At 71.5% G+C, this 16,371-nt stretch carries 15 protein-coding genes; 8 read left to right on the top strand and 7 right to left on the bottom strand.

Going from position 1 to position 16,371, the window contains the following annotated elements; genetic code table 11:
• Positions 1 to 32: 32 nt before the first annotated feature.
• A complete protein-coding gene (locus tag AB0K05_RS08170; RefSeq protein ID WP_148032386.1) occupies positions 33 to 902 on the bottom strand; it encodes a LysR family transcriptional regulator in 870 nt (289 codons plus the stop codon).
• An 801-nt stretch (positions 903 to 1,703) separates the two neighbouring features.
• Between AB0K05_RS08170 and AB0K05_RS08165 the strand changes: the two genes are divergently transcribed.
• Positions 1,704 to 2,711, top strand: coding sequence for a neutral zinc metallopeptidase (locus tag AB0K05_RS08165; RefSeq protein WP_364227724.1), 1,008 nt, complete (start codon positions 1,704 to 1,706; stop codon positions 2,709 to 2,711).
• A gap of 1,587 nt (positions 2,712 to 4,298) precedes the next feature.
• Positions 4,299 to 5,621, top strand: coding sequence for an LCP family protein (locus AB0K05_RS08160; RefSeq protein WP_364227721.1), 1,323 nt, complete (start codon positions 4,299 to 4,301; stop codon positions 5,619 to 5,621).
• Positions 5,622 to 5,685: 64 nt separating this feature from the next.
• Here AB0K05_RS08160 and AB0K05_RS08155 read toward each other — a convergent pair whose 3' ends face one another.
• Positions 5,686 to 6,366: a GH25 family lysozyme gene (locus AB0K05_RS08155; RefSeq protein WP_187281232.1), complete on the bottom strand. Its 681-nt coding sequence runs from the start codon at positions 6,364 to 6,366 to the stop codon at positions 5,686 to 5,688.
• 213 nt (positions 6,367 to 6,579) lie between these two features.
• Positions 6,580 to 8,616, bottom strand: a complete 2,037-nt coding sequence (locus AB0K05_RS08150) for a spermidine synthase (protein ID WP_364227716.1) — start codon at positions 8,614 to 8,616, stop codon at positions 6,580 to 6,582.
• Between the two features lie 183 nt (positions 8,617 to 8,799).
• Between AB0K05_RS08150 and AB0K05_RS08145 the strand changes: the two genes are divergently transcribed.
• Positions 8,800 to 10,155, top strand: a complete 1,356-nt coding sequence (locus AB0K05_RS08145) for a S8 family serine peptidase (protein ID WP_364227713.1) — start codon at positions 8,800 to 8,802, stop codon at positions 10,153 to 10,155.
• Between the two features lie 7 nt (positions 10,156 to 10,162).
• On the opposite strand, the gene AB0K05_RS08140 is transcribed toward AB0K05_RS08145, so the two are convergent.
• A complete protein-coding gene (locus tag AB0K05_RS08140) occupies positions 10,163 to 10,888 on the bottom strand; it encodes an ABC transporter permease (RefSeq protein WP_148032391.1) in 726 nt (241 codons plus the stop codon).
• Positions 10,885 to 11,625: an ATP-binding cassette domain-containing protein gene (locus AB0K05_RS08135; RefSeq protein WP_364227709.1), complete on the bottom strand. Its 741-nt coding sequence runs from the start codon at positions 11,623 to 11,625 to the stop codon at positions 10,885 to 10,887. Before AB0K05_RS08135 ends, AB0K05_RS08140 begins: the two co-directional genes overlap by 4 nt.
• A gap of 66 nt (positions 11,626 to 11,691) precedes the next feature.
• Here AB0K05_RS08135 and AB0K05_RS08130 point away from each other — a divergent pair, with 66 nt between their 5' ends.
• Positions 11,692 to 12,327, top strand: coding sequence for a TetR/AcrR family transcriptional regulator (locus AB0K05_RS08130; protein WP_364227706.1), 636 nt, complete (start codon positions 11,692 to 11,694; stop codon positions 12,325 to 12,327).
• Here the strand turns inward: AB0K05_RS08130 and AB0K05_RS08125 are convergent.
• Positions 12,324 to 12,629: a DUF4190 domain-containing protein gene (locus tag AB0K05_RS08125; RefSeq protein WP_148032393.1), complete on the bottom strand. Its 306-nt coding sequence runs from the start codon at positions 12,627 to 12,629 to the stop codon at positions 12,324 to 12,326. The two genes, AB0K05_RS08130 and AB0K05_RS08125, sit on opposite strands and share 4 nt — an antisense overlap.
• A gap of 86 nt (positions 12,630 to 12,715) precedes the next feature.
• Between AB0K05_RS08125 and AB0K05_RS08120 the strand changes: the two genes are divergently transcribed.
• Complete coding sequence (locus tag AB0K05_RS08120; RefSeq protein WP_271277668.1) at positions 12,716 to 13,174, top strand: nitroreductase family deazaflavin-dependent oxidoreductase; 459 nt, start codon at positions 12,716 to 12,718, stop codon at positions 13,172 to 13,174.
• Between the two features lie 57 nt (positions 13,175 to 13,231).
• Positions 13,232 to 14,044, top strand: coding sequence for an ion transporter (locus AB0K05_RS08115; RefSeq protein ID WP_271277667.1), 813 nt, complete (start codon positions 13,232 to 13,234; stop codon positions 14,042 to 14,044).
• Positions 14,045 to 14,075: 31 nt separating this feature from the next.
• Here the strand turns inward: AB0K05_RS08115 and rpsD are convergent, their stop codons facing one another.
• The gene (gene rpsD / locus AB0K05_RS08110) at positions 14,076 to 14,690 is read right to left on the bottom strand and encodes a 30S ribosomal protein S4 (RefSeq protein WP_148032396.1); all 615 of its coding nucleotides are present in this window, start codon (positions 14,688 to 14,690) and stop codon (positions 14,076 to 14,078) included.
• Between the two features lie 66 nt (positions 14,691 to 14,756).
• Here rpsD and AB0K05_RS08105 point away from each other — a divergent pair, with 66 nt between their 5' ends.
• Positions 14,757 to 15,485, top strand: a complete 729-nt coding sequence (locus AB0K05_RS08105) for a DUF2470 domain-containing protein (protein ID WP_271277666.1) — start codon at positions 14,757 to 14,759, stop codon at positions 15,483 to 15,485.
• 76 nt (positions 15,486 to 15,561) lie between these two features.
• Positions 15,562 to 16,080: a hypothetical protein gene (locus AB0K05_RS08100; protein WP_364227700.1), complete on the top strand. Its 519-nt coding sequence runs from the start codon at positions 15,562 to 15,564 to the stop codon at positions 16,078 to 16,080.
• Positions 16,081 to 16,371: the final 291 nt, after the last annotated feature.

The raw sequence follows: 16,371 nt of genomic DNA, 5'->3' as shown, positions 1-16,371 counted from the left end.
GCGACCGGCGAGGTGCTGAGAATCCGACCGCGCTAGGCGGTCGTGCCCCTCTCGGCGGTCGCCAGGAAGTCCTGGGCGATCAGCGGGAGGCGGCGGCGCGTGTGCACGACGGCGATCACGCGTCTGACGGCGGGCTCCAGCGAGCGGACCACGAGGCCCGCCCTGGCGGCCTGTTCGGCCATCCCGCGGTACCACAGCAGCGACGCCTTCCCGGCGCGCACCGCGTTCAGCCAGCCGTTGCGTTCGTCGGTTTCGAGCACCACGACGGGGCTCACCGAGAACTTGCCGAACATCGCGTCGAGCTCCCTGCGGCGGACGCTGCCGCGCGCGGGCAGGGCCAGGCGCATGCCGTGGAGTCTGCCCATGGGAACGGGGTTGGGGAGTTCGAGCCCGGGCGGGGAGATCAGCACGATCTCCTGGCGCTCGAGCGGGTGGGTGATCAGGTCGCCGGGGACGGGCAGATCGGTCAGGCCGAGGTCGGCCCGCTGGTCCCGGATGGCGCTGACGACGGCCTCGCGGCCCTCGCAGCGGACGATGTGCACGCGGACGCCGGGGTGCTCGGAGGCGTAGGCGGGCAACAGCCGCCCCGCCAGACCGGGCTCCAGGCTGGGGGTGGAGGCGATGCGGAGCTCCGCTTCGCCGGCGCCGCCGTGGTTGGCGAGGCCTTCGATCTCGCGGACGGCGTCGAGCGCCTCCCGAGCCAGCTTCACCACGCGGCGACCTTGCGAGGTCACCACTACCCCCCGCCCCGAACGCGCGAAGAGCGTCATTCCGAGCTCTCGTTCCAGATCGCGGATCGCACGCGAAAGCGCAGGTTGTGCGATATAGAGCGACCTTGCCGCGTCAGTCATGGTGCGGTGCTCCGCAGTCGCGACCACATAGCGGAGCTGCTGGAGGTTCATGGCAAAGAACGCTAGGACAACGGCAGGTCCGTGGTCCGGAACATGACTGAGATCACCTCGAATGATTTCGGACCGTAACCGAGTACCGCTACATCCGTGACGGGTGGGAAATCAGTATGCTTCTGCCCCATATTCGGCAAAGGCACGATGTGTGACAGGAGAGGTCGCGCATCTCGGACAACCGAGTAAAGGGGCGACACGGTGACAGGGAACGGGCAATATCCTCCCGTGCCACAGGGGCCAGGACAGCCCCAGAGGCCGCCCTCGCTACCATGGCCGCCGCCTGGCCACCGCCAGCCACAGCCGCAGGGCAACCAATACCCCGGTCAAGGCGTTCCCAATCCTGGCGGACCCCATCCGGGTCAGGGACCGTACCCCGGAGGGGGCGCACCGCCGCCGGGGCAAGGCCCCTACCCGGGCCAGCCACCACCCGGCCAGGGGCCGTACCCGGGCCAGGGACCTTATCCAGACCAGGGGCCGTATCCCGGACAGGGGCCGTATCCCGGACAGGGGCCGTATCCCGGACAGGGGCCGTATCCCGGACAGGGCGCACCCCCGGGCGCGGGGCCCTATCCCGGCCAGGGGCCCTATCCGGGCCAGGGCACTCCACCCGGCCAAGGGCCGTACCCGGGCCAGGGCCCGCCGCACGGGCAGGGGGCGTACCCCGGGCAGGGGGGCGGCTATCCGCCGGGCGGCGGGTACCCGGGCGGTCCTCCGCCCCCGCAGGGGCCCTGGCCGGGCGGGCAGCCGTCCTTCCCGCCGCACGGGCAGTGGCACCACCGGCCGCGCCGCAAGTCCGGCATGGGCGTGGTCGGCGTGCTCGGGCTGGTGTGCGGGACGATCGCGGGACTGTTCGTGCTGGTGATCGTCGGGGCGGCGTTCCTGGGCTCGTCGTCGGGTTCGGACACGACGACGCCGATCGCGCAGCCGACGTACTCCCCGTACGACGAGCCGACGCGGTCGAGGGGTGAGCCGACGAGCAGCCCCACCCAGGACGACGTGCCCACCGAGCGTCCGACCCAGCGGCCCACGCAGGACGACGAGCCGGACGACGACCCGCCGAGGCAGGTGACGCTCGACCGCAGCCTGAAGAACAACACCGTCTACCGGGCCGGCGTGCTGCCCAGGCTCACCTGCCGGGCGGGCAACGTGAGCATCTTCAGCCACAGCCAGCTCAAGTCGCTGATCCTCAAGACCGGCAAGTGCATGGACCAGGCATGGGGCCCGATCCTGCAGAAGCAGGGCATCCCGTTCAGCCCGCCGAGGTACGCCATCGCGGCCAGGAGCGGCAGGGGCGCCTGCGGCGACTACCCCCAGCGGGGGAGCATCGTGCCGTACTACTGCCCGCGCAACAACACGATCTACGCCTCCACCTCGGCCATGGCCAGGGGGAACGGCAACTCGCGCGGCTACGGCCAGATCATCAGCTGGCACGGCGGCATCATCAGCATGATGGCCCACGAGTACGGGCACCACGTGCAGAACCTGACCGGGCTGCTGGACTCCTGGTGGGGTCAGACGCTGGAGACCTCGAACCAGAACGGCAAACTGGCGCTGAGCCGACGGCTGGAGCTCCAGGCAACCTGCTTCGGCGGGATGTGGATGCGGTCGGTCGCGGCCTCGTACCCGGTGAGCACGAGCAGCCGGCAGCGGTTGTTCTGGTTCTACGGCCAGGTGGGCGACCATCCGGGATATCCGCGTGACCACGGGTCGACGGCGAACAACCACCGGTGGTTCCGGCAGGGCTGGGAGAAGAACAAGGCCTACCAGTGCAACACGTGGGCCGCGCCGTCTTCGACCACCTCCTGATGGTTACTTGAGGTTCATCTCATGTTGGGCACATGTCTTTGATGTCCATATATGGCGACTAGAATCCTGGCAATCTTGTGCCATCGGGGGGCAAACCCAGCGGGTTATGCCTGGTAGGCGTGCGAAGGAGCCGGTGTGAGCAAACGCGATGGGGTGGACGCCGTGCCCGGAGGCCGGAAACGGCGCCCCCCTCGCCGACCCCGGCCCGCGCCGGGCAATCCCGCCGACCCCTCGCCCGACCCGGCCGCCCCCCATCCGGACCCGTCCGGCGCCGTCGACCCCAGGGCCGCCGAACCGCGAGCCGGCGAGCCGCGGAGCGGGCGGACCCGCAGGACCCGGCGCTCCGGCGACCCGGCGTCAGGCACCCCACGCCCCCGCAGGGACCCCGCGGACGCGCCGGGCCAAAACCCGGACGCCCGCGAAACCCCACACCCCGGCACCCCCACCCGGGGTGAAACCTCCGCCCGGGGCGAAACCTCCGGCGGAGGCGACCATCTGGCACGGGGAGCTTCCGGCAGAGGCGACCACCCGGCAGGGGGAACCTCCGGCAGAGGCGACCACCCGGCAGGGGGAACCTCCGGCAGAGGCGACCACCCGGCAGGGGGAACCACCAGCGACCACGGCTCCGCCGGGAGAGGAAGCTCCGGCGGAACCGGCCGCCCCCGCGAAGAGGCGGCCGGGAGAGGCGCGGGCTCCGCCCCGGGCCTGAGCGGCAGAAGCGCGGGCGAAGGCCCCGTCACAGGCGGCTCTGGCCATGGCAGCGTCGGCAGGGGCGTCCACCCCAGCGCCGACTCAGCCAGAGTCTCTGGCGAGGGCGGCTCCGGCTTCAGCGGCGGCGCCGCTTCCGGCGCCGGCACAGGCAGAGGCTCCGGCAGGAGCGCCGGTGCCGACAGCGGCGGCTCTGGTGCCGGAGACGGTTCCGGCAGGGGCCCCAGCGGCGGCTCCAGCAGAGGCTCAGGTGCAGGCCCCGGCATGGGTGCCGGAGCCGGTGCCGGCGGCGACTCCGGTACTGGAGGCGGCTCCGGCAGGAGCGCCGGTGCCAGTAGCGGCAGAGGCTCTGGCGCCGGAGGCGGCTCCAGCAGGAGCGGCGGCTCCGGTGCCGGGAGCGGCTCTGGCAGGGGCACCGGTGCCGGTGGCGGCAGAGGCCCTAGCGCCGGAGGTGGTTCCGGCAGCGGCCCAGGTACCGCCGGCGGCTCCGGAAGGGACCCAGGTGCCGGCGGCGGCTCTGGCAGGGGCTCAGGTGCGGGAAGGGGCTCTGGCAGGGGCTCAGGTGCGGGAAGGGGCTCTGGCAGAGGCTCAGGGGCTGGAGGCGGTTCCGGCAGGAGCGGTGGCTCTGGCGCCGGGGGTGGCTCGGGGCCAGGTCGTGGCGATGACGGGCGGGCACGTTCGGGCGGCAACCGGGGTGGGGGGATCGCGGGGAGGCTTGCCGGGGTCGGTGGCGGGAGCGCGGCGCCGCGGTTCGCGAAGCCGCTCACGCCGGCGTCCATCCTGGGCTGGACCCTGCTGTCGATCTTCGTTCCGGGCGCCGCGCACCTGCGGGCCGGGCACCGCCGCACCGGTCTGGTCCTCGTCGGCGTCTTCGTCACCGTGCTGCTCGGCCTGCTGGCGTTCGTGCTGGCCAACCTGGACAACGCGGGGATCGTCACGCGCGACAGCGTGATGATGACCGTCGTGGTCCTGGCCTCCGTGGGCGCGCTGAGCTGGTTCGCGCTAGCGGTCTCCTCGTACGTCGCACTCGGCCCGAACCGGCTCACCCAGCAGGGCCAGATCATCTCCGGCGTCGCGGTGGGCCTGCTGTGCGTGGTGGTGATGGCCCCGTTCGCGCTGTCGGCCACGTCGGTCTACACGGTGTGGGACGCGAAGAAGCACGTCTTCAAGAGCGCGGAGGACAACCCGGACGTCGCGCCGATCAAGGAGGAGGACCCGTGGAACGGCAAGGACCGGGTCAACTTCCTGCTGGTCGGCGGTGACGCCGCGGGCAACCGCACCGGCGTGCGCACCGACAGCATGAACGTGGCCAGCGTGCACATCCCGACGGGCGCCACGGTGCTGTTCAGCCTGCCCCGCAACCTGCAGCACGTGCGCTTCCCGCCGTCGTCGCCGCTGCGCAGGCACTTCCCGAACGGCTTCATGGCGGAGCTGCCCAACGGCGGCCTGCTGAACGAGGTGTGGCAGTACGCCAACGACCACCCGGAGCAGGCGGGCGGCAAGAACCGGGGCCCGCGCGCGCTGATGGACGCGATCAGCTACACGCTCAACCTCGACATCGACTACTACGTGCTGATGAACATGTACGGGTTCGCCGACCTGGTGGACGCCATCGGCGGGCTGACCATCCACGTGGAGCAGGACGTCAAGTGGGGCGGCCTGTACGGGACCGCGGGCACGATCAGGGCGGGCACCCGGCGGCTGTCGGGCGAGGAGGCCCTCTGGTACGGCCGGTCCCGGGTGGGCAGCGACGACTTCTCCCGGATGAGCCGCCAGCGCTGCGTCATCGGCGCGTTCGCGCAGCAGGCGACGCCGCAGAAGATCCTGGCGAACTTCAACAGCATCGCCACGGCGACCAAACGGCTGGCCGAGACGAACATCCCCGAGGAACTCCTGGAACCGCTGCTGGACCTGGCGCTCAAGGTCAAGGACGCGAAGATGAGCAGCCTGCAGTTCGTGCCGCCGAAGTACTGGCCGGGCAGCCCCGACTGGGTCAAGATCCGGCGGGCGTCGGCCAAGGCGGTCCAGGACTCGCTCAAGCCGCGTCGCGCCAAGGCCGCCACGCAGGCCGCGCCGACGGCGTCGGCTTCCCCGTCGGTCTCGCGTACGCAGGTGCGTGCGGCCCAGCCGACCGAGACGCCGACCCGCAACTCGCAGAAGGCGAACGACAGCGCCGAGTCGCTCGACGAGCTGTGCGGCTGACGCCCTGACCACGACCTCGCCCCGCCTCCTGCCGGTCGGCAGGAGGCGGGGCGAGATACGGGGGTCAGCTGCGGCCGAGGGCGCGCAGCTGGTCGATGCTCAGCGCGGAGACGTTCTGGTCGACGGGCGCGTCGGAGTACTGGTGGATGGTCCAGGACTTCCAGTCGGCCGGCGTGGCGACCGTGCCCTTGGCCTTGTCGTAGTGGGCGACCCACAGCGGGTACTCGCCCAGGCCCTTGCCGTACTGGTCGGCGAAGGCGTAGCCGCTGTAGAACAGCGGGGTGACGCCGGTCTTGGCCTTGACCCGCTCCAGGAACGTCTTGGCCCACTTGTTCACGTGCTCGACCGACTTGCCGTCGCTGGTCTCCAGGTCGAGGGCGAGCAGGTCGCCCTTCTCGGCGGGCTGGCTGTTCACCACGGACAGGAAGAAGTCGGCCTCGGCGACGGGGTCGTTCTTCGGGTGCCCGAAGTGGTAGGCGCCGCGCACGACCTCGTGCTTGTCGAGTTCCTTCCAGTGGCGGGCGAAGGTCTTGTCCTTGAAGTCCAGGCCCTCGGTGGCCTTGACGATGCCGAAGTCGGCGCCGCTGGCACCCCAGTCGTGGGTGGGCTGGTAGTTGGAGACGTCCTGGCCGTACGGGAGCTCGGCGGCCTGGGCGGGGGCGGTGAAGGCGGGAGCCGCCACGGTGGTGGCGACGGCCAGGGCCGCGGTGGCGCCGAACTTGCGCAGGGTACGGGTGATCGTCATGGTGTTCCTCCAGAGTCGCGCACAATTAGTGATCATTCGTACGCATAGAGCTACGTGAGCACCTCTGCGGGACACGCTGCGGAGCGAGGTGCGCTGGGAGTGGAGCGGCCGCTGTCAGATTGATGGGCGCTCAGATGTTGGTTACAACGGCGCGGCTTTCCCAGGCATTCCAAAACCGCAGGTAAAGCCTCACGTGGCCGGGCAAACAGGGGCTTACGCGAGTGCCCGCCGGGGCAACAGCAGGAACGCGCCGAGGTAAAGCACGCCGGCGACGACGAGCAGCCCTTGATAGCCGATGACCAGCGCCAGGTACTCCAGGCAGCCGCCGACCATGGCGCCGAGCAGGTTGGCGCCGAAGGAGGTGGTGGCGTCGGCGGTGTCGGCGAACCGCTTGGCGAACACCACGTTCGCGGCGAAGATCGGCAGGAAGGCGACGATGACGGCGGCCACCGCGCGCACCGGCACGGGCAGCGACAGCAGCCACGCGTTCGGCACCAGCCAGGCCAGCAGCAGTCCGGCGAAGAGCACCCCGTACATGACGGGCAGCGGCGGGGTGCGGAAGCGGCGGGTCACCTCGACGGCGGCGAGCACGGCGACGAGCACCCCGGCGAACACGATGGCGTTGACCACCCAGGTGGTGCCGAACAGCAGCGCGAACCCGGTCACGCTCTTGGTCTCCAGCAGCAGGAACGCCACCCCGAGCAGGAACAGGTCGGCGTACGGGCGCATCCTGCGGTACGGGCCGGCCACGACGCGGACGGCGAGCAGGCTGACCGCGAGGATCAGGCCGAGCGTGACGAGGTAGAGCGACGGGATCGTGCGGTCCTTCAGGTAGAGGAAGGGCCGGTCGTCGTCGGCGGGCGGCGGGGTGCCGGCGGCCGCGCCCGCCCAGGGGGCGCCGCAGCGCTGCGCCTCGGGGGTCGCCCCGGCGGTGATGACGGCCTGCTGGCCGGTGGTGCTGACCACGTCCACGCAGGGCGCGTGGCCGAAGGCGCGCTGGGCGGTGGCGGCGAGCCGGTCCACCAGCCAGCTCTCGCGGTAGTAGTTGTACATGGAGAACGCGCCGCCGGGCTTGAGGCGCTCACGGGCGGCCCGCATGGCCTCCTCGGTGAACAGGTAGCTCTCCAGCCGCAGCGAGCTGGCCCCCGACACGAGTGTGAGCGAGTCGGGCAGCGCGAACAGGATCAGGTCGTACGAGCGATCGGTCTGTTCCAGGAAGGCGCGGCCGTCGGTGACGTGCGTGGTCACGCGGGAATCGTCGTACGGCTTGTCCGGGTGGGTGGAGCCGCCGAGCTCGCGCAGCTTGGGGTCGATCTCGACGGCGTCGACGTGGCGGGCGCCCTTGGACAGCGCGATGGAGACGTCGGTGCCGCTGCCCGCACCGATGATGAGCACGTCGTCGGGCCTGGCGGCGGCCCGCTCGTAGGGCAGCCCGTACTGGGCCTCCCACTGGAGCCGGGCGTGGGCGGGCACGGCCTGCTGGTGGGGGATGCCGTTGACGGAGATGTCGGTCACCGGCACGCCGAGCTGCTCGAACTGGCGGTGGGTCACCTTGTAGTACGGCGACCAGAGCGCCCCGGCGGTGAGCGTCTCGGCCAGCAGCAGGCCGACCACGGCGAGCGAGGGGACGGCCACCAGCCCGATGTAGGCGGCGCGGGGCCGGGGCACCAGCAGCACGGCGTACGCGGCGGCGGCGAGGATGCCCCAGAAGACGGGCGGCGCGCTGAGGAACGACAGCCCGGTGAACACCGCGATGCCGGTCAGGCTGCCGATGAGGTCGTAGCGGTAGGCCTCCAGCCGGGGCAGCTCGGGGAAGCAGCGCCCGACCAGCTCGGCGGGGCCCATGAGGACGAGCGCGGCGGCGCAGAAGACGATGGGCAGGCTGATCCAGGCGGGCGGCCCGACCGTGGACAGGCTCGTCCAGTAGAGCACCCCGTCGGTGTCGCGGTCGACCGTCACCGGGAACGCCAGCACCACCATGACCAGCCCGAACAGCACGACCGGCGAGTAGTAGGGCTGGGCGGTGGTGCGGCCGACGCGCAGGAACCCGAGCCCGATGCCCAGGAACGAGCCGAGCAGCACGAAGTTGGTGAAGTAGCTCAGGTGCACGATGTTGGAGCCGGTCCAGCGGATCAGCGCCAGCTCCAGGAAGAGCATGAACGCGCTGGCGAGGATCAGCCGGGGCCGCACCGCCAGCCAGTGTCCGCCCGTGCCACCGCTTTCGACCGGCTTGCGCGCCTGGAGCGTCATGGTGACTCAACCTAGTCAACAGATCGCCCGCACGGAAGCCTCACGATTACGCCAGGATGTCGTCCCATTCGTCGCATTTTGCGGCGTTTCCGCAGGTCACAGGCTTGGCAAAACCCTGGACGGCGACAGCTCGATGACGCACGGTAAGGGAGTCGCTCCATCCATACACGCTCGGTGGTGATCATGCGGGTCCTCATCCAACTCCGCCCCTCCCCTGACCTCGTCGCGGCCGTGGCCGACCCCGGCCGCGCCGTGACCACGGCCGACGTCGCGGACGGCCTGCCCGGTGTCGAGCTCGACACCGGGTTCGCGCCCGTGGCGCTGCCGCGCCCGGTGCCCGCCACGGGCGGTGATCCGCTCTCGCTCAACCAGCCGCTGCGGTTCTCGATGGCCGCCGCGGACGCCTCCGTGCTGGTCCGCGGCACGATCTCCGACGACGAGGTGGCCACCAGGGTCTCGCTGCTGCCCGGGCTGCGTCCCGACGTGGTGGGGGTGTTCTCCGACCCGGTCATCGAGACCTGCCCGACGTGTGGCGGCGACCCGCCGGCCGGCACCTGGCGTGACGTGGAGCGGCTGCTGGACGGGCCCAGGATGCGCGCCGAGGGCCTCGACGGGTCCGACGTGCACGTGGCCGTGGTCGACACCGGCGTCAACCTGGACCACCTGAGCGGCAAGCTGGGGCGCGACGTGCGCCTCGACGCCGGGCGGAGCTGGCTGCCGCCGACCGTGCCGGGCACGCCCGGGGAGTTCCCTGTCGACCACGGCACGATGTGCGCCTTCGACGCGCTCATCGGCGCCCCGGCGGCGACCCTGCTCGACCTGCCGCTGCTGCGCTCCACCCGGCCGGGCGGCTCGGTCATGGACGGGCTGCTGTCCGACGCGGTGGCCGCGTTCGCGCACCTGCGCGGCGTGCTCGACGCCCAGCCCGAGGAGTCGCGGGCACTGGTGGTCAACAACTCGTGGGGGTCGTTCTCCCCGGAGTGGGACTTCCCCGTGGGGCATCCGGGCAACTACTCCGACAACGGGGCGCACCCGTTCAACCTGATGGTGGCGAGCCTCGACCAGGCGGGCGCGGACATCCTGTTCGCGGCGGGCAACTGCGGGCGCGACTGCCCCGACGGGCGCTGCGCCTTCCCCGAGCGGCCGATCACCGGCGCCAACTCCCATCCGCGGGTGCTCTCGATCGGCGGGGTGAACGTGCGCGGCGAGCGCGTCGGCTACTCCTCGCAGGGCCCGGGACGGCTGGCCGAGCGCAAGCCGGACGTGTGCGCGTACACGCACTTCGCCGGCTCCGGCGCGTACGGCGACGAACCCGACTCCGGCACGTCGGCGGCGGCCCCGGTCGCGGCCGGGCTGGTGGCGGCGGTGCGGACGCGCTGGCCCGCCTCGCGGCTGTCGCCGGCCCAGCTGCGCGCCCTGCTGCGCCGCACCGCCGAGGACCGCAGCACGGTGGGCTTCGACTACGACTACGGCTACGGCATCGTGGACCCGGCCGCGATCCTGGCCGCGCTGGGGCGGCGGGCCAGGAGCGCGGCCTGAGCCGTCGCTATGCGGCCTGGCGGTTGAACACGCGGGTGCCGACCGCCAGGCCGGCCACGGCGAACAGCGCCGTCACCACCACTCCGGCCAGCACCGTGCCCGTCAGGTAGTGGCCGGCGAACAGCTCGCGCAGCGCCTCCACCGCATATCGGAACGGGCTGACGTACGAGAGCGCGTCGAGCCAGCCGGGGGCCATCGACATCGGCAGGAACGACCCCGACAGCAGCGCCAGCGGGATCACCGCGGTGCTCATCACGGGCGCGAACAGTTGCTCGTCCATGGTGAGCGCGATCGCGTACGAGAGCGCGGCCATGCTGGTGCCGAGCACCACGATCAGCGCGAGCCCGGCCAGCAGCCCCGCGGCGGGGGCGCGCAGGCCGAAGGCGTAGCCGACCGCGACCAGCAGCACGACCTGGACCACCAGCGTGACCACGTTGGTGAGCACGCGGCCGAGCAGCAGCGCCAGGCGGGAGGCCGGGGTGACCCGCATCCGCTCCAGCACGCCGGTCCGTCTCTCGAAGACCACGCCGAACCCGGCCATGCCCGTGCTCAGCAGGCTGAGCTGGATGATCAGCCCGGGCACCAGCACCTCCCAGGTGCCGAACGTGGCGAAGATGGGGCCGAACAGCACGAGGAAGAAGAGCGGCTGGATGGCTCCGAAGATCATCCCGACCTTCTGGCGGAGCGTGATCCGCAGGTTGTGCCGGAAGAGCACCCAGGTGTCGCGGATCATCGGACGCCGGCCTCCTCACGCAGGCTTCTGCCGGTGATGTCCAGGAACGCCGCGTCGAGGGTGCGCCCGGCCTTGAGCTGGGCCGGGGTGCCCGAGGCGGCGATCTCGCCGTGGTCGATGATCAGCAGCCGGTCGCAGAGGGCGTCGGCCTCGTCCAGGTAGTGGGTGGTCAAGAAGATCGTCACTCCGTGGTGGTCGCGCAGCGCGCGGATGTGGTCCCACAGGTGGGCCCGGGTCTGCGGGTCGAGCCCGGTGGTGGGCTCGTCCAGGAACAGCAGCGCCGGCCGGTGCGGCAGCGCGAACGCGATGTCGGCGCGGCGCCGCTGCCCGCCGGAGAGCGCGCCGCCCGGCCTGTCCCGCACGCCGTCGAGGCCGAGCATGGCCAGCACCTCGGCGGCCCGGGCCCGCGCCTCGACACGGGAGAGCCCGTACAGCATGCCCTGCAGCTCCAGTTCGTCGCCGATCGGGACGGTCGGGTCCGTCCAGCCGGACTGGGACACGTAGCCGATGCGGCGCCGCACCTCTCTCGGGCCGGCCAGCAGGTCCTGACCGGCCACGGTCGCGGTGCCCCCGGTGGGCGGCAGCAGGGTGGTCAGCATGCGCATGGTCGTGGTCTTGCCCGCGCCGTTCGGGCCGAGGAAGCCGACGATCTCGCCGCTCCGCACGGACATGGTCACGTTCCTGACGGCTTCGACGCCGCCGGTGAAGGTCTTGCTCAGACCTGATGTCTCGATCACTTCATCGCCTCCAAATTTAGAGTAGACACAATTTTGGTGTCACTGCAATATTGGTACGATGAAGGCATGGAAGAGGGGCTACGGGAGCGGAAGAAGCGCGAGACCCGGGAGCGCATCGCGGACATGGCGATGGGGCTGTTCATGACGCGCGGGTTCGACAACGTGACCGTGGCCGAGGTGGCTCGGGCCGCCGACGTGTCGGTGAACACGGTGTTCAACTACTTCCGCACGAAAGAGGACCTGTTCGCCGACCGGCAGGAGTTCGTCGAGAGCCTGCCGGTGGAGGTGCTGCGCGCGCGGGAGAAGGGCGAGAGCGCGGTGCGGGCGTTCCGCCGCGACTTCGTGGCGGCGGTCGAGACCCGGGGGTGGCAGTACGGCCTGCAGGACGGGGCCGACGTGTTCGCCAGGATGGTGGGCGAGAGCCCGTCACTGCTGGCCCGGATGCGGGAGATCCATCAGCAGCGCGAAGAGGCGCTCGCGGAGGCGCTGGCCGACGAGCTCGACGCGGACGCCGACGAGCTGGCCCCGCGGCTGGTGGCCGCCCAGATCCTCACCACGACCCGGCTGCTGTCGGACTACGCCGTGCGGCGTTCGCTGGCCGGTGAGCCGTGGGAGACGATAGCGCCCGACCTCCGGGCGCAGGCCGAGGCGGCTTTCGGCCTGCTGGAGTCGGGCATCGGCGACTACTGCGTGCGGCGCTAGCTGACCGACGCCATGACGATGGCGAACACGATGAACACCCCGTAGATGAGGATGATCCCGCCCATGATGCAGGTGCTGACGATGCCGCAGATCCGGCCGGCCTGCACCATGCCGCGGTTCTCGTACACGTAACCGCTGGCGTCGATCTCCCGCAGCGCCTTGGTGCCCATGTTCCAGGCGAACGGCCCGAGGATCTGGCAGATGACCAGGCTGAGGATGCCCATCACCAGGATGGTCGTCCCGTTGGGGTGCGTCTGCGGTGGCGGGCCGTAGTAGCCGGGGCCGTAGTGGGGATAGGACATGGGTGACTTGACCCCTCGGTTGTCAGGCAATCAGGTGGGTTTTATACCACAGCAGCCTCATTGCCAGCCGCTTGTACACTGCTTGAATGATCAAGGGCGCGTTCCAGTGGCTGGCCGGTACCGAGTGGTTCATGCGAGCCGGTCCGAGGATGGTGCCGAAGGTCGAGCGGCTGATCGACAAGATGTCCGGCGGCAAGCCGGTCGGCGGCGACCGCTCCCTGGTCCTGATGACCACCGGCGCCCGGTCCGGGGAGCCGCGCCGCACCCGGCTGGCGTGCGTCCGCGAGCCCGACGGCTCGCTGCTGGTCGTGGGCAGCAACTTCGGCGCCGAGCGCCACCCCGCGTGGACGGCCAACCTGCTGGCCCGCCCGGAGGCGGCCGTGTCCTTCCAGGGGCGCGAGATCCCGGTGAGCGCGCGCCTGCTGACCGGTGACGAGCGGGCCGCGGTGTGGCCGGGGCTGGTGGCGGGCTCGCCGTTCTACGAGCGCTACACGGCCAGGTCCGGGCGGGAACTGCGGGTCTTCCGGCTGATACCGGAGCAGTGATCCTTTTACGCCAAAATAGTCGGGCAATCCATCCCTTTCGAGGAGGAGCCCTCCCCCGTGCGTGAACGCCTCGGCGCCGTCCTGGCGCACCGGCACTTCCAGCGGTTCATCGTCGCCGTGATCCTGGTCAACGCCGCGGTCCTCGGTCTGGAGACCGTTCCCTCCGTGGCGTCCCGCTACGGCGACCTGCTGGCTCTGCTGGACCAGCTGGCGCTGGCGATCTTCGTGGTCGAGCTGGCGGCCAAGATCTACGTGGAGCGTTCACGGTTCCACCGCGACCCGTGGAACATCTTCGACACGGTGATCGTCTTGATCGCGGTGGCGCCCGCCACGGCGAGCAGTCTGTCGGTGCTGCGCTCGCTGCGCATCCTGCGCGCGCTGCGCCTGCTGTCGGCGGTGCCGAGCCTGCGCAAGGTGGTCTCGGCCCTGCTGCGCGCGATGCCGGGGATGAGCTCGATCGTGGTGCTGCTGTCGCTGGTGCTCTACGTGGCCGCGGTGCTGGCGACCAAGCTGTACGGGCAGACGGCGCCGGAGCGCTTCGGCAGCCTCCCGACGTCGTTGTTCACGCTGTTCCAGACGATGACGGGCGACGACTGGGGCAACATCGCGCGTGAGGTGATGGAGGTCCACCCGTCGGCCTGGATCTTCTTCACGATCTTCATACTGCTCTGCACGTTCGTGGTGCTCAACCTGTTCATGGCGGTGGTGGTGAGCGCCATGGACGAGGAGGCGAAGGAGGAGCGGGCCGAGATGGAGGACCTGTCGGCGGCCTCGACCCAGCGCATCCTGGACGAGCTGGCGGAGCTGCGCAAGGAGGTGGCGGCGCTGCGCCGCGTCACCCCGCGGGCCAAGAAGCGCACCAGCGCCTGACGGCCCGCCGGGCACGCGCGCGCCGCGAGGGTCAGCGGGAGTAGAACTCGACCACGAGCAGCTCGTCCACGGGCACGGGCACCTGCTCCCGCATCGGGACGGCCAGCAGGGTGAAGGTCAGCGCGGGCAGGTCCACGCTCAGGTACGGGGCGGTGCGCTCGTCCGCGTGGATCCCCTCGGCGGCGGCCACGAACGGCTGCATCCGGCGCGACCGCTCCCGCACCGACACGACCTGGCCGGGCTTGACCAGGTAGCTGGGGATGTCCACCTTGCGGCCGTCCACCGCGATGTGCCCGTGCGCCACGTACTGGCGGGCGGCGTAGATCGACGGCGCCAGCCCGGAGCGCATCACCAGCGAGGCCAGCCGGGACTCCAGGATGGAGACCAGTTCGGCGCCGGACGCGCCCGGCCGGCGCTCGGCCAGGTCCCAGTAGCGGCGTAGCTGCCGCTCCGACACGTCGTAGTACCAGCGCAGCTTCTGCTTCTCCAGCAGGCGGACCCCGTAGTCGCCGGTGTTGCGGCGGTTGGTCTTGCGGCCGTGCTCGCCCGGCGGGTACGGGCGCTGCTCGAAGTAGCGGACGGCTTTCCTGGTCAGCGGCACTCCCGCGCGGCGCGACAGGCGCACCTTGGGACCGGTGTAGCGCACGTTCACCTCATTGTGCTTAGGTAATGCTTACTTAGGTAAGGCTAACCTACACGCCAAGGAGGCGCCATGCTGCCCATCCCGCAGCGGATCCGCACTCTCGCCGCGACCGCCTCGGTGGTCAAGCTGACCGTCGACGGCGTCCCTGCCCGCGCCAGGGGCGGGGTCGACGAGCGGGGCAGGCCGGTGCTGCTGGCGCTGCCCGGCGAGCCGCTGCACGGGCTGCACCGGCTGCACGAGGACGCCGTGGTGGCGGTCAACCTGGCGGCGATGCGCAGGCTCGGCGACGACGAGCACCCGCGCGGGCTGATGGAGGTGCAGGGCTGGGCCCAGCCGGTGCCGGCGGGCGAGGCGCGGGCGGCGGCGGTCGCGGTGGCGGCGAACACGGCCGACGAGGCGCTGTTCGACGCCCTGGAGCGCTACGGGCGGCCGGACGCGCCCCGGCTGCTGCGGGTGGACGTGGCCCAGGTCGTGTACCTGACCGGGCAGGAGTCCGGGGTGCTGGACGCCGACGACTACCTGGACGCCGAGCCCGACCCGCTCGCCGAACCGGCCGAGCGGGTGCTGGCGCACGTCAACGCCGCGCACCGCGAGCAGCTGGCCAACGGGGTGTCCCGCCATCTCGGCAGGCCCGCCGGGGAGGTGTGGCTGTGGGAGCTGGACAGCCGGGGGGTCACGGTTCGGGCGGACGGCTCGCTCGTCCGCTTCCTCTTCCCGGCGCCCACGAGCAGCGGGAGCGACCTGGAGGCGGCGCTGAACGGCCTGCTCTGCACCTGCGGCCACCACCCGGCGGCCTGAACCGGGACGCCCTTCTTGATCACGATTCTCCGCTTCGCCGTTCGAGCACCGCCAGGGCTGACTATCATCTGCCTCTGTGAGAGAGACCGAACGGCGCGGGCGGATCCTGCAGATCGCCGGCACGCTGACCGGCACCCTCATGCTCGTCCTCGCCGGCGTCCTGGCCGCCGCCGGGTCGCCGGGCACGTCGCTCTCCACCGCCAGCATGCCCCAGCCGGGCGTGCCGGGTCTCGCCGAGCCGCGGGGGGCGATCGAGTCGGCGTCCGGCCGGGCCGACCCGCGTCACCTGTCGATGCCCCGCCGTGACGCGCGCCCGTCCCCCACAAGCACCCCTGACCGGCCCACCGCCCGGAGCTCCCCCCGCCCCTCACCGTCGTCCGCACCGTCCTCGGTGCCGCCGTCCCCAGGCGAGACCTCCCTTGCCACCCCGTCCTCCCGTACGGACAGGGAAAGCCGTGCGGGCGCCCTCGCCCCCGCCGGCCCGGCCCTCACCACGGCCCACCCCGCCCCGGGCACCCGCCCCACCCCGACGGCCACCAAGACCAAGACGAAGAAGCGCCTCACGCGCCCCAACCGCATCCCCGGCCACCGCTGAGCACCCGGGAGAGCACCCCTCCCCAACCCGGCACTACGGCGAGCTGAGCGGGCCAAAGGCACGCACGACGGCGCCCAGCCCGAGGGGTTCCCAAAAAGGTTTTCTCCCCCGACGCCAGAGAGATCGAGCCTGCGGCGCCCAGCCGGAGGGGGGTTCCCCCGAAGGTTCCCTCCCCGACGCCTGCGGCGCCCAGCCCGGAGTCCCCACAGAGGTTTCTCTCTGCGACGCGTGCGGCGCCCAGCCTGAGGGGGTTCCCACGAAGGTTTCCCTCCCCGACACGTGCCACGCCCA

The sequence above is a fragment of the Nonomuraea sp. NPDC049486 genome, from assembly GCF_040676925.1.
In the GTDB taxonomy this organism is placed as follows: domain Bacteria; phylum Actinomycetota; class Actinomycetes; order Streptosporangiales; family Streptosporangiaceae; genus Nonomuraea; species Nonomuraea ferruginea.
Note: the sequence above shows the minus strand (reverse complement) of the source record. Positions and strands in the feature narration are given on the sequence as shown.